Source organism: Agarivorans sp. Z349TD_8 (assembly GCF_050870825.2).
Lineage (GTDB): Bacteria > Pseudomonadota > Gammaproteobacteria > Enterobacterales > Celerinatantimonadaceae > Agarivorans.
Genome location: NZ_CP194037.2, coordinates 1911289 through 1925691 on the forward strand (window position 1 = coordinate 1911289; position 14403 = coordinate 1925691).

A 14403-nucleotide genomic window follows, 5' to 3' on the forward strand; every position below is an offset into this window, starting at 1 on the left:
CTATGAAAATACTGCATAAATTGCAGTTTTTTATAAATTTTTATTTCAATTTATTTATTCTTAAAGCTAAAAGAGTTCAATATGAAAGCTTCCCCAAAATAAATGGAAGACTATTTGTTATTAATGGTGGGAATATTGTGCTTGGTCGAGATGTTAGAATTAATTCAGGCATGAAGGCCAATCCAATCGGCGGTGACAATATATGCTTATTGAAAACATTTACTGGAGGGCGTATCTCTATTGGTGATAACTGCGGCTTATCAAATTGTACTATTGTAGCAATGAATGCTGTTTTTATTGGAGAGCATACAAAAATTGGAGGAGGCGTGAAAATGTATGATTCTGATTTTCATAGTCTTAATTATTTTCACCGTCGAGATTCTTTGACTGATAAGCCTTTATCAAACACTATAAATATTGGTAAAGACGTTTTTATAGGCGCGCACTCCATAATTCTTAAAGGCGTTTGTATTGGTGATAGAGTTATTGTAGGAGCTGGTAGCGTAGTCACAAAAAATATACCTAACGGTCAAGTTTGGGCTGGTAATCCAGCTAAAAGGATAGGCGATGTGTAGTTTAACTATCTATATTCCTAGTTATAATAGAAGTGAGTATTTAACTAGAACATTAAATCATTTATGTACAAGTATCGAAAGATTTGGCTTGGAATCCGAAGTTTGTATAGTTGTTAGTGATAATTGTTCTGAAGATTCTGGTTATTCGGAAATAGTCGAAAATTACTCAAGTAAAAAGTATTTTTCATATGTCAGGCAAACTGTAAATATTGGGCTGGCAGCAAATATTACTTTCGGTTTCTCAAATTTAGATTTTGAATATATATGGGTGTTATCAGATGACGATACGTTAGATCTTTCGTTTATTCCTAAGTTGATGTCATATATTCAAAATGAAACGTTCGATCATTTTTACATTCGTAGTTCGATAACAGGTGATTCCCGTTGTGACGAGATTCATGGTGGAGAGTTAAATAACAGTAAGAATATACTAGAGACATATTCATGTTTTGCTATGCTGGGTCTGATATCGGCTAATATATATTCAAAACGTATTTGTAAGTATTGTTACGTAGGTTACGATCTTTGTTGGACGCTGTTCCCACACGTTGCAATGTTTTTGGAAATGGTAGATAAAAACACTGATATCAAATCTAGGATTCTTGGAGGTAATGAGAATAAACTGGTGTGGGATGGCCGTCGAAGAAGTTATTCCCCTAGAAATGCATACGCAGGGATGATGCGATTAGGAGGAGAGTTGAGCCCTGCTAACAGGACAGTTTTTTTAAACACAATGCTGAATGATTTTGGTAGGAGTCATATTTTTAATCTTTTCTTCTCTGACAGATTATTTCGCTTTTATTATATTAATAGTTTCGGTTACTTGGCGTTGTGGAAGTTACTTGTAAAAGTTTTTCATGGGAAGCTTAAGATTGGTTAATCGATGGGATCTTCCTTTGTCATGGGGAGCGAGATTTTTTGGACTGTTTGTTTCTATCTTTACCATACCCTATATCATAGAAAATGTTGGTGTTGAGGGATATTCAAGTATAGCTTTGATTCAGGCTCTACTACCTTGGTTATTGTTGCTTGATATGGGGAGTGGTAACTATCTAAAAAATATATTAACGATTAGGAGACGTTCTTTTTTATTGAAGAAAATTGTTGTTAGTGTTTCCTTTTTTTTATTCATCTTAATGTTATTGTTTTTTCTTATATTGTGTTTTTCTTGGGGGGTCGTCGATAAAATATATTTATCTGGGGATGGGGGGTATGTCTTTTTTTATCCATTTTTACTATTATCGCTCGTAGCACTATTGGAATTGTATACTAAGTTTTTATATTCCTTTTTCAAATCAAGCGTTGCTAACCTAACAAACATCTTGAGTCTTATTGTTGTTTTTTTACTCGTTACTCAATCGAAATCTACTAATCCAGCTGATTATTTATTGATGATGCTGTTGCCAGTGTTGTTTTCTAAGTTGTTTCTTATGTTTTACTTTTTCGTTGAGCTAGATGTCGGCTCTTCTTGTTTTAAACTCCCTGTACGTAGATATGTAAGACTTGCTTGTCTTAGCTTAAAAAAATCTAATGGATTTTGGATTCTTGCTATTATGGGTACATTCATAGTTAGTACTGATGTTTTTATTGCGTCACAATTGTTGGGCGCTAGAGAAATAGCAGTATATCTTATTGTATTGAGGTTATATTTAACGGGTTATACAGTAATTTCTAGCTTTATACATATATATTGGCCAAAGATTACAATTATTATTACCGAAAGGCAGAAGGGGGATTTCTATCGGCTTATATCTAAAGTCTTCGTTTTTTTTTCGATTGGGATAGTGGGTTCAACTACTCTTCTTGATTTTTCAATATTTCATTTCGATGATATAAATATAATGCAAGAATTGAAGGGTAGTGACATTGATATAACTAATCTTTTATTTGGTTTTGCTTTGCTATTCATTGTAAGGCTTTGGGTTGATTTGTTTTCTACGGCAATGCAAAGTGTCGGAGATACAAGATTAATTATAAAGTTACTGCCTTTACAATTGGTTTGTAGTTTGGTTTTTCAAGTTTTATTGGCTAAGCTATTTGGTGCTGTAGGTCTAGTGTTAGGTTTAGCTTTTTCTTATTTATTAATAATGGCTTACCCCCTTCCTAGGGAAGTGTATCTTAAATTGACTAGAGTGTAGTACTATTTCATAGGAGTTACTTTGAAAATTGTAATTGTTTCAGGTATGGCTGTAGGGAAATCAGGTGTCGGCCAATTTTTAGAAGCGTTTAAAGGTGATGGCCGATTTGAATTGATTTGTAGGCGGAATAGAAAATCATTACGGAACCTTATTATAAATAAAAAATACATACAAATTTTCCAAGAAATCACAACTCGTCTCTTTAATGACTTGTATTTTTATTTTCAGTTGAGAACTATTAAAAATCAAACCGTAATTATTGTACACCCTCAAACACTAGGATACGCAAATTTCAGATTTTTGAGTAAAAATAATTTCTCATATTTGTATTTGTTAGATTCATGGTATTTTTGTATACGTTCGTATAATTATATTGAAGGAAATAAGGAATGTTTGAAATGTATCGAGTGTACCGCTAGTGATCGTTCTAAAGTGATTTCAAAAATTGGCTGCCGTTCTTTTCCTACGGCTATGTCTCGTAGAAAGTATTTGCTTTACTCTCAATATGTTAAAGAAACTATTGAGTCAGATAACTTGAGATTGCTCTATCAAAATGACTCTCAGAAGCAATTGGCGAGTAGATACTTTAAGACTAATCGGGCGGCAGTAGTTGGTATGCCCGCAGTTAAAGACCTAGAAGGTAGTTCTTATGTTAGCTTAGAGTTTGGTGATTTTGATTTTGTTTATCACGGTTCAAAGGAGGCTGCGAAAGGTGTTGACTATTTTTTGTCGATCGCAGCTCTGATTCCTGAAAAGACTTTTTTTGTTCCGATTGAGCGTTCTTTGGTATTTGATAATCATAAATCTAATCAAAAAAAGTTAAGCTCTTTAGATAACGTTACTTTTTTTGACTGTACCTGGGAGTCTGGGTTAGCTGATATTGTCACACGAGCTGGTTTGGTAATTAATCCGACATTGTGGTCAGCGCCTGTTGAGGGAGCACTGATTAAATCTATGTTGATGAATGATAATGTTGCTACCGTCGTGTCTAGTTACTCTTTTAGCTCTGAAATTCCGAAAAGGGCTATTGTTGTTTTGCCTAGATGTGAAAGAACAGCAGCTGAGCAGTTAAGAAATTTAGATGGTGATTGGAAGCTCGATAAAGAAATAAAAGATAAATGGATCTCTAGCTTTATGCTTAAACACAATGTTAATAGTATATTCGAGGCAGTATGGAATGACTACCATGAATGATGAATGCGCGCCAGTCGTAATTTTTGTATTTAATCGCCCTCTTCATACTCAAAAAGTATTAAAGGCTTTGTCTCAATGTATATTAGCCGAGTCTACAGAGCTTTATATATACGCTGATGGTCCTCGAACTAATGAAGACTCCAAACTTGTGCAGTTAACCCGCGAGTGTATTCGAAAGGTAAACGGTTTCAAAAAAGTAAATATTATTGAGTCGAGTACCAATCGAGGTTTGGCTGAAAGTATAATTAGTGGGGTCACTGAAATTGTGCTTAAGCAAGGGAAAATCATAGTGCTTGAGGATGACATTGTTGTTGCCCAAAACTTCTTACTCTACATGAATCAGAGTCTTAATTACTATCGTGATAACAATAGAGTGTGGCAAGTTTCTTCGTACAGCTTTGCTCCCTTGGCTAAGATGGCTGAAAGTAAATGTTTGTTACCACTAACTAATTGTTGGGGGTGGGCTACATGGGCTGACAGGTGGGCACATTTCGAGCGTAATCCTACAAAGTTAATAAAATCGTATGACAAGCAACAGCGTTATGAGTTCGATTTGCAAGGTCGCTTTAACTTTTGGGAACAAGTTAAAGCTAACTATGCCGGTCGTACTAAAACATGGGCTGTATTCTGGTATGCAACAGTATATGAAAAAGGAGGACTTACTGTTTACCCAAGAGAAGTTTATTCTGAGAATATCGGGCTTGATGGTTCGGGTGTCCATTGTGAAGACCTAAATTTCATACCTAGGGAACTTAGTAAGCTTCCTGTAGATAGTTTTTATCCTAAGGTTGTTGATTACAACGTTTACGATGAAGTTTGTGCGCATTTAGCTAAAGATGTGCTTGGATTATATGAACGAATGTACAGAAAAATTAATCGTTTATTCAAGAGATATTTAAGTTTATGATTTTGCATTTAAGTAAGTTCTATCATCCTTATTTTGGTGGTTTAGAAAAGGTTGTTCAAGATTTAGCTGAGAGTTCAACTCAAGATGATTCTGTAACTGTTATTTGTAACAGTTATGAGGCGAAAAAGACTGAAGTAGAAAATATTAACGGGGTTAAAGTTGTAAAATGTCCGATAAATTTCACTTTAATGTCTAGTCAGTTTTCTGTCGCTTATTTTTCTGAGTTGGGAAAAAGAATCGAAAATAGTATTTTGCATATACATTTGCCAAATCCATTTTCAACTTTTTTTGTCTTGTTTTATCTATTTTTGAGAAAAAAATGTAAAGGGGTTGTTGTACATTGGCATAGTGATGTGGTTTCTCAAAAGGTAGGATGGTTTTTTTTAAGACCTTTTGTAAATAAACTTTTAGAACTGAGTGATAAGATAGTAGTTACTAGCCCTCCTTATCTAGATTCTTCAAAACAACTAATGAAATTTAAACATAAATGTGAAGTAATTCCTATTGGCATTGAATCTATTGAATCGAAGGTAAACTCAAAGATAGTAGAGGACATCAGAGAAAGATATAAAGGAAAAAAAGTAATTTTCTCTGTGGGGCGGCATACATACTATAAAGGGTTTGAAATATTGATCGAAGCTGTCCGCTCTGGTTTTGAGGATTGCGTTTTTTTGATCGGGGGGGTTGGCGAATTGACGGCCAGTTATCAGAAATTGATTGATAAGTATGGTTTGTCAGAGCAAGTTTTTCTAATTGGGAAATTGACAGAAAAAGATCTTGCTTCTTATTTTTTTTCCGCTGAAGTGTTTTGTTTTCCTTCTTGTGAAAGAAGCGAGGCATACGGCCTTGTGCAATTGGAAGCAATGTCTGTAGGTACACCTGTGATTAGTGCTAACATCTTGGGTAGTGGCGTGCCTTGGGTAAATAAGCATCTAGAGTCAGGGCTTATTTTTAAAAATGGCTCTGTTAGTGAACTTAAAGACGCATTGTTACTCATTTTAAATGATTCAGATTTGCGTCATCAACTGTCTTTAGGTGCAAAGAATCGATTTGAAAATAACTTTACAATAAGAGATATGAATAATAAAACAGCTCAGCTGTACTTGGATGTGATTAATGGTTAGTGTTAATAAAAAAGTCTATATAATGGACTTCGGAAATCATTATAAACAGATAATGCACTCTGCTAGACTCTATAATTTTGATGGCGAAGTTAGAGTCGTCTGTACAAAAAACCAAAAGGCTAAGTATTGTAGCTTTTTAAGCTCAGATCGTATTGATGTAGTTGATAGTATCCCCTCCGTTTTTAGTTTGTTTTTTAAGTTTTTTTTTGCTAGTAAATTTGTTTTGCTTACAGGACCTTTTTATGGGAGTAAGCTTAAAAATACATTTTCCTCCATTTTTCTTTTTCTTGTGTTTCTAGGGCGGCACGTACTTAATAAGTACAGTGTTATCTATGTAAAGGACATTCGTTGTTACACGAAAGGGGGGGGGGTAAATAAAGCGAGTTTGCATTTAGTTGATAATGTTTTTTTTGAATCAGAGTCTCTCACGAACCTTGCGCTAACTATAGGGGTTGGAAGTGAGTCTAAAAATAGAACATCTTATGTGTATTTTTCCGATACGCTATCAGAGCAAGCTAGATGTAGTAATGTTGATATCTCTCTTATACGCGCGGCTAAGCAAAAAGGATACTCAGTAGTTGGGGTAATCGGACAATTTGATTCAGTCAAAAGAGACTACTCATGGCTAAAAAAATCTGAATTAAAGAAGGTGTTTTTTGTACAGGTTGGTCGTTTTGTAGACTCTACAGATAATCAGGTATGCGCAAAGCAGTTGCAAGGTGTTTTGCACTTTCTTCAAGCTGATTTTTCAAATGACGATTTGGATTGTGTTTTACTGCAATGTGATGTTTTATTGAGTCTAAACACTAGTGATTTGGGTTACGATAAATATAAGGGGACTGCAGCTTTTGGAGAAGCTATCTCTGTCAGTAAGCCCTTGGTTATCCCTAGTTTTTGTGATTTGAACCTCGAGTTTGAAGAGTTTAGCTTTTATTATGATAGTGAGCAGTCTTTTGATTCTTCTCTAGCTGCCGCAATAGACTTCGGGAGCTCAACCGCTTTTGACTACTTTACTGTTGAAGAAGTTAGAAAGAGGCTTTTCGAATAATGAAGTTATTTTTAATTCTGGCTTTTTTTTTATTTTTTCTTATTTTCTATATTAAGAAACCTAAACATCTCGCAACAAGCTTTCTTTGTTTTTGTTTAGTTATTTTATTTTCGTTTTTGGCAAGCTCAAGGGAATTTGGGGTTGTTAGTTCTGACGATGCCGTCGAGTATTTCTGGTATTATAAATACTTGAGAGAAGGCGGCGTTGAAAATTTTTTTAGGGAGGTTACTTTCGAACCTGTCTTTTCTTTGTTTTATATTGTAAGCTCTCACTTTGTTTCTACAGAGCGAGAAATGTTGTTTTTTTTCTCGCTGTTGTGTAATTTTATCCTATGTCTTTGTTTTTATAATTATAAAGGCAAGTATGAGTCTGTTTTTATTTGTTTTTTACTCTTTTCTAACACTTCTTTGTTGTTTTATGAGACGCAACTTATTAGGCAAACTTTGTCATTAGCACTTTTTTTATGTTTTCTCTCATCTAGACGATATCGGCGAGCTTTTTTGTTTCTTTCATTTTTTACGCATTTTTCAGTTTTATTTTTTTACTTGTTTTTTATTTTGGGGGGCAAAGTATTAGATTGTAAGAAAACAGTAAGGTTGCCTCTTTTTTTTATGGCGACTTTTTTTACTTATACGCTGGTTACTATAGTGTTTAGTTACATTTTGTCGTTTATGGGAGGTTTAGCTCCAGTTCTAGCAAATAAAGCTGATTATTATAATGTCGTTTCATCAAGTCACTTTAATTATAAGTTGGTTGTGGTTGTGGGTTTACCATCTTTGATTTTCTTGTTTTTTGGGAAAAAAGGGGATGAATTTCAAAAGAATGTTGTTTCATTTTATACTGGTTGTGTTTTGTTTACTTTGGGGGGAAGTGCGGTCCCTCAATTGTCCGAACGTTTTTTTGTAGCATGTTTGATTCTTTTCCCATTGGCTGTGTTTTATTGTATTAAAAGTTATGTCAAATTAGCGGTTTACGCTCGCTACTCATTATATGTAGGGATGTTTATTTTGTTCTTTTATAAGTTGTTTTTTTCAATTACATCGTCGCAAAGTGGCTTCAGTTTACTTAATGGTGATTTAGCAGGTAAAGTGTTTTGATTCTTTCAGTAGTCGTTCCAACTTATGGTAATTTCTCTTCTGTTCAAAAATTTTGTTTCGAATTGAATCAGTCAGATTTCGACAGTGTCGAAGTTGTAGTCGTAGATGGCGCGTGTTGTCCAGAAATGTTGATGTTAGCAGATGTATTTTCTAATGTTAGTGTTGTTTCGGAGGAAGATCGCGGGATTTACGATGCTATGAATAAGGGGATTGAGCGTGCGAGAGGCGATTGGATTACTTTTTTCGGGGATGATGACAGGTTTTTTAGTCATCATCTTTTGAATTCCATTTTCGAACGCAATCTAGATGGTTATGATTTAGTTTTGGGGGATGCGGTATATGACAATGGTCGCTATTTTTCAAGTTGCTTTAATCATAGGATGTTATTCAAGCATACGTTGTGCCATCAATCAGTACTTTATAGAAGAACTGTCTTCGAAACGTTAAGATATAGCTTAGATTATAGGTTAGCGGGCGATTATCACCTAAATTTGCGTCTGCTGAAGCTTAAGGCAAACGCGTTATACTTGAAAGAGCCTTTTTCAATTTGCGGCTCCGATGGGTTATCTAGTAAGGGCCTGTATGTGGGGTATTTTGAAGAGTATTCTGCAGTTAAGACAATTTATGGGTGGCCAGCCAGTATGGTTGCACTTCTCTCTGGAACTATGCGTTTCTTAATTAAGAAAATTAGAAGTTTGCTTAGGTTTAAGGGTCATGGATAATGGAGTAAATGTAATATAGCTGTGTGCTAGGCTGGAGATGAAACGGGCAGATTACCCAAGGATTTTATTATTTATCAATGTAGTGAAGCCGTTTAAATATTGAAAGAAAGGACATGTTAATGAAAATTGCTGTTGCCGGGACCGGCTACGTAGGTTTATCTAACGCGATGCTGATTTCTCAACATCATGAGGTGGTTGCTGTCGATATTGTTCCTGAGAAAGTAGAAATGCTTAACAATCATCGCTCGCCAATTGTAGACGTAGAGATAGAAGCATTTTTGGCCAAGGAATCGTTAAGTTTTACCGCCACGTTAGATAAGCAACAGGCCTATAAAGACGCTGATTATGTCATTATTTCTACACCGACTGATTACGATCCCGAGACTAATTACTTTAATACCCAGTCGGTTGAAGCGGTGATTAAAGATGTACTTGAGATTAACCCTTCAGCGGTGATGGTGATTAAATCAACGGTGCCAGTTGGTTACACCAAGTCCGTTCGCGAAAAATTTGCTGTAGATAATATTATTTTCTCACCTGAGTTTTTACGAGAAGGGCGGGCTCTTTACGACAACTTGCATCCTTCTCGGATTGTGGTGGGCGAGGTCTCGGAGCGCGCGGAAACTTTTGCCAACTTGTTGGTCGAAGGAGCAATAAAAGAAAACATCGATGTATTATTGACCGACTCAACTGAGGCAGAAGCGATTAAATTATTTGCCAATACTTATTTGGCGCTGCGCGTGGCTTATTTTAACGAGTTAGACACCTATGCTGAGACACATGGTCTGAGTAGTCGTCATATTATACAAGGTGTCGGTCTAGACCCACGTATTGGCAGTCATTATAACAATCCTTCTTTTGGTTACGGGGGTTATTGTTTACCTAAAGATACCAAACAGCTATTGGCCAACTATAAAAACGTACCTAATAATATTATTGGCGCAATCGTGGATGCCAATACTACCCGTAAAAATTTTATCGCTGAGTCGATTGTGAAGCGTAACCCTCAACGAGTAGGGGTATATCGCCTGATCATGAAGTCGGGGTCGGATAATTTCCGGGCTTCGAGTATTCAAGGCATTATGAAACGAATTAAAGCCAAAGGTATTGAAGTGGTGATTTATGAACCGGTAATGGCGCAAAATGAGTTTTATCGCTCTAAGGTTATACGTGACCTAAATGAGTTTAAACAAAGCTGCGACGTGATTATCGCCAATCGGATGGTGGATGAAATTAAAGACGTAGCCGATAAAGTCTATACCCGCGATTTGTTTGGTAGCGATTAGTGCCACCTTAAAAAATATTAGGGCTCGGTATTTTTAATTCTCTGGGTTATTACAAATAGCTGCCGAGCCATTTTTGAATAAAAAATAAGATAATTAAGCTCCCTCTCATATAAAACTAACTAGTCTAGCCTTTCTTACTCTTGTTTCTGCGTCGCCATTACGTTGTATTTTGTTATTGATCACTAGAATAGCATTAGTATTTTGTTACTATCTTTTTATTATTTATTCACGGATGAACTATGAAACACATTGGGCGAATTTTGCTGCTTAGCTGCAGCGCTGTATACATAGTTGCCTGTGGAGGGGGCGGTTCGGAATCTACCACCCCACCGGCTAACACTTCATCAAGCGATATGATTAAGAATCCATTGGCCTACTCTGTTAAGCAGTTAAATCAAGCAGCAGAAAGCTTGGTGGATTTGCGTTATACCGGGGCGCAGGTTAATGCGCCAATGGATGTTGCGCTCGCACAACAGCTGTTCACAAACCTATTTGGTGACTCGGTAAATGCTTTGCCCAGCTTACTCAGTTATCGGCTTATAGAGCAGGTGGTGGAAGCTAAAGGCGAGGTTAATTCCATCGCGCAGTGTACTAATGGTGGAACGCTAACTTATAAAGGTTATATGGACTCGAACTACCAAGGCACGATATCTCTTGACTACGATGCCTGTATAGATGACGCCGGGGCTCAGTTAGACGGGCAAGCAGCCTTTAGAATGGTTCAGCTAAATGAAAATATAGTCGACTATGTGCTTTATTACGATAACCTTAACTGGCAGCGTTCAGAACTGTTTACCGTGATAACAGGTTACTCGCGACAAGTCGAGGATTCTGATTCATTAACTCAAAGCCAACGGTTATTGTTTTCCTCAAATGACCATGCACCAGTAATGCTTCATTCTGCATACAACGAAGACAGTGGCGGTAGTTGGTCGGTCAGCGGTGATCTGTTTATCGCCGACAAAGGAAAAGTAGCCTTTTCCTCTGATGAGCTCTCTGGAAGCATATCTGATTTCGGTGAGGGGAGCTTGTTGTTAGTGGGTGACAAAGCCACGGCACTACAGTTTGATAATAAGTACATTCGTTACGTTGAAGATATAAACAGCGATAAGCTCTATGACGTGGGTACCTATTTTAGCAACGTGCAAGAGCTACTCGTTGGTGACGTCAGTGCTAAGCAATTAGTTGCCCTCTCTGAGCTTTCTCTTCCGCCTTTGGTGTCTGAACCTTATTGGAATATGTATGGTGGTGATGAAGTTGACACCACAACGCCAATTACGGTTGAGCAGGGCTACTATGAAGACCCCGATACTTCCGATGAACTGCTCAATATAAGCTATCACTGGTATGTGAATGGTACACGTTTAGCTGAAACCAGCAGTACTTTGGCTCCTTATCAAGCGATATATGGCGATCTGTTGGAAGTGAGTATGGTGGTGTTTGATGGCGTCAATAGTGTTGAAGGGCCGCGCTTGACCATTGAATTAAGCGACTCTCCCGTACAGGTGGCTATTTCTAATCTACCAGAAAACGTTGTTCGCGGTGAGTTGGTTAGTTTTTCTGTAAATATGGTTGACCCTGACCTGCAAGGAGTGCAAGCCCCAGTCGTAATGGCTTCAGGCCCATCTGGGGCCACAATGGATGAGCAAGGAGAAGTAAATTGGCAAGTTCCTGATAATCTACTCTTTCCGGTTCAACAGTACACTTTCAGTTTCTCTTTGCCCGGTTCTGATGACGTTGAGCTGGTGACTGTAGAAGCGCACAGTAACGATAATTTCCCCATTGTACGCACTGGCACAGAAGTACCTTACCATGACCATTCGACTTGGATCGGGAACTTTGATCAGTTTGAAGGTAACGAAATTCTCACCGTTGGCCATAATTCAACGGTATATTTGATGGAATACGTTAACGAGGGCTATCAGCAAAAGTGGGTTTATCCCTTTGCGCTGCCAGCAGCGGGCAAGATAAAACAAGCGATACCTGCTGATATTGATAATGATGGCCAACAAGAAATTATCGTTGTATCAGACCATGGCATTAGCCTTATTAGTGATTTAACGAGTATGGCAACATTATTATTGTATAGTGATAAATACTTGCAACATGCCCGTATTGTTGAGACAGAGAGTGGTTGGTTACTGGGCTATTTAGAAGCGAATAGCGAGTATTCTTATGATCATGTTGTGCTTAAAGTAGTGAATATTGAACAGCCTAATACGCTTTTATTTAGTCGTGATTTGTTAAGCGCAAAACAGTTTGTTTTTGCCAATGTTGATGGTGATGCTCAGCTTGAAATAGTCACCAATAACGGTTTTGTGTATGACACCGAAACCTGGGAAAACCAATGGTTTTATAGTGATGGATTTGGCAGGTCTTTGGTTGCTGCTGGTGATATTGATGGCGATGGAATCGCCGAAATTATCGGGGATACGGTCAATCATCTATCTATTTATTCTGCGATTGATAAATCACAACGCTATCAATACTCGGGTAATGGCTATTGTGATTTAATCACTGCTGACGTATCAAAAGATGGTGTTGATGAAGTGATATTAGGTGGATGCCAATGGGGAAATATAGAGGTTCTTCAATGGGATGGTGCTAGTTTGTTAGCTCTATCACAGGTGTCAAGTCAAGGGTATGGCATTGCGTCTCTTGCCGTGGGAGATTCTGACAACGATGGCCTGTTAGAGATGCACTGGGCCTCAGATGTAGGGAGCTCTGGAGAAGACCTCTTTATAATCGCCGACCTCACTGAAGGTGCTGCAACTATTAAACCCCGTACTCGTGTTCAGCTTGATAACTACAGTACTGCAGGGTGGTCAACCATTACTGATAATATCGAAAAGGCGGTCTTCTTTGTTCCTTCTTCTGAGAGTGGTTATGGTGGAGGGCGAATATTTACTCTGGATAAGCAAGGTCACACAACAGTGAGTGACGAGCTATCTTCCAATTGGGACAAGAGTAAATACGCCATTACCAGCGACTTTAACCATGATGGCTTTGGTGATATGTTTGTGCCAATTACGGAAACCTATTATGGAGGTATTGCTGCGCTGCAGCTATTTGATAATAGTGTGCATTGGCAGTTAGCTGGAGATTATGACACTGATATAGGAGTTATTGAGGCTAGCGATCTTAATGGCGATGGTAAAGATGATTTGATTTATGACGAAGGTTCTGCAATTCGTGTCATCGATATTGATAATCAAACCATACTGGGTTCGTATCGTTTCGATCAATACGTCAAGGATATTACTAGTTATAGCTCAAATGACGGTAACTATGTGATTGTGGGGTTATCTGAGAATGTATCGCTATTAAAAGTACAAAATGGTGTGATTACGCTTTTAAGTAGCCAACAGCAGGCTTGTCGTCGTGTAGAAATGTTTAATTATGATAATGATGATGCTCTGGAGCTGATGTGTTTTGATGAAGGTACGTTTTATGACCAAACGTCGACTTTTATCGTGTATGAGATAAACAATGAAACCTTGATTGAAGTATCTCGTGTTAGGCTGTTAGATAACGTGTTAGATATTGCGATAGATCCTTCCTCTCGCTCGCAACAAAATGTGTTTGCAGCAATAAAAGTACCAGAGGATTATCAATATGATATTGAAGAAAAATATTATATTCAAAAGATGAGCGCTAAAGGACTGGCTATTTGGTCTAGTCCGTATATTGTGGGGGAGCCTCAGCATCGAGGTATTAATTTGAGATATTCGCAAGGGGCGCTTGAAATGCTAATATCGACCAACAAGGCCGCTTATTGGCTCCATTAAGTCAAATTGTTTGTCCTGAAAGCCCGCGAAAGCGGGTTTTTGTTAAAAGTGATTGTTGTATCCGACATTTCGCAGCTAATTTCAGAATAAAAAGCCTCATATAGTTGACTAAGGAGCCAGAGCAGTTGGGTTTGATAGTCGCGGACTCCGGTGATAAATCGTTGGTCAACCAGTGACCTGAATATCCCTAGCCAATCTTAGTCAACAGCTCTGGCTGCAACGCAAGGGCGGTTCGAAAACGGTCACTGATCACATTATTATTCCTGAAATAGTTGTGGAATGACGGTGTATACGCCAGTTAAAGTGTTAACTATGGCAGCTGATTTAATCTGTGAACTGCTCTGTCTTGCGATAAAACTATGTTGTATACGCAGTGTTATATACCTAATAATTCAAATAGTGAAACTATAGCGGCATAGTAAATCTGGCGATCAGTTTAGTCGTCATTAAGTCGGCCAAACTACACTGGTTTTAACTAAAAAAACGGCGCTAATTAGCGCCGTTTTTTTAGTAGGTGATTAACG

At 37.6% G+C, this 14403-nt stretch carries 11 protein-coding genes; all 11 read left to right on the forward strand.

The features are described 5' to 3' along the window. Nucleotides 1-2: 2 nt before the first annotated feature. The 11 genes from ACRRS1_RS08700 to ACRRS1_RS08750 all read left to right on the forward strand — a co-directional run bounded on the left by ACRRS1_RS08700 (nt 3) and on the right by ACRRS1_RS08750 (nt 13879). Complete coding sequence (locus ACRRS1_RS08700; protein WP_432467993.1) at nt 3-575, forward strand: acyltransferase; 573 nt, start codon at nt 3-5, stop codon at nt 573-575. Beyond that, the gene (locus ACRRS1_RS08705) at nt 568-1455 is read left to right on the forward strand and encodes a glycosyltransferase family 2 protein (RefSeq protein WP_432467992.1); all 888 of its coding nucleotides are present in this window, start codon (nt 568-570) and stop codon (nt 1453-1455) included. The genes ACRRS1_RS08700 and ACRRS1_RS08705 overlap by 8 nt, the downstream gene beginning before the upstream one ends. Continuing rightward, the gene (locus ACRRS1_RS08710; RefSeq protein WP_432467991.1) at nt 1448-2713 is read left to right on the forward strand and encodes a hypothetical protein; all 1266 of its coding nucleotides are present in this window, start codon (nt 1448-1450) and stop codon (nt 2711-2713) included. Before ACRRS1_RS08705 ends, ACRRS1_RS08710 begins: the two co-directional genes overlap by 8 nt. A 21-nt stretch (nt 2714-2734) precedes the next feature. Continuing rightward, a complete protein-coding gene (locus ACRRS1_RS08715; RefSeq protein WP_432467989.1) occupies nt 2735-3907 on the forward strand; it encodes a hypothetical protein in 1173 nt (390 codons plus the stop codon). After that, nucleotides 3900-4814, forward strand: coding sequence for a sugar transferase (locus tag ACRRS1_RS08720; RefSeq protein WP_432467988.1), 915 nt, complete (start codon nt 3900-3902; stop codon nt 4812-4814). The genes ACRRS1_RS08715 and ACRRS1_RS08720 overlap by 8 nt, the downstream gene beginning before the upstream one ends. Next, entirely contained in the window at nt 4811-5938 is a 1128-nt protein-coding gene (locus ACRRS1_RS08725; RefSeq protein WP_432467987.1) for a glycosyltransferase, read from the forward strand. The genes ACRRS1_RS08720 and ACRRS1_RS08725 overlap by 4 nt, the downstream gene beginning before the upstream one ends. Next, nucleotides 5931-6986, forward strand: coding sequence for a hypothetical protein (locus ACRRS1_RS08730; protein WP_432467986.1), 1056 nt, complete (start codon nt 5931-5933; stop codon nt 6984-6986). Before ACRRS1_RS08725 ends, ACRRS1_RS08730 begins: the two co-directional genes overlap by 8 nt. Then, complete coding sequence (locus ACRRS1_RS08735; RefSeq protein WP_432467985.1) at nt 6986-8083, forward strand: EpsG family protein; 1098 nt, start codon at nt 6986-6988, stop codon at nt 8081-8083. The genes ACRRS1_RS08730 and ACRRS1_RS08735 overlap by 1 nt, the downstream gene beginning before the upstream one ends. Continuing rightward, nucleotides 8080-8805 (forward strand): glycosyltransferase, encoded by a 726-nt coding sequence (locus ACRRS1_RS08740; RefSeq protein ID WP_432467984.1) that lies wholly within the window; start codon nt 8080-8082, stop codon nt 8803-8805. Before ACRRS1_RS08735 ends, ACRRS1_RS08740 begins: the two co-directional genes overlap by 4 nt. 119 nt (nt 8806-8924) lie before the next feature. Next, nucleotides 8925-10091, forward strand: coding sequence for a nucleotide sugar dehydrogenase (locus ACRRS1_RS08745; RefSeq protein WP_432467983.1), 1167 nt, complete (start codon nt 8925-8927; stop codon nt 10089-10091). Nucleotides 10092-10330: 239 nt separating this feature from the next. Further along, the gene (locus tag ACRRS1_RS08750) at nt 10331-13879 is read left to right on the forward strand and encodes a hypothetical protein (protein WP_439036008.1); all 3549 of its coding nucleotides are present in this window, start codon (nt 10331-10333) and stop codon (nt 13877-13879) included. Nucleotides 13880-14403: the final 524 nt, after the last annotated feature.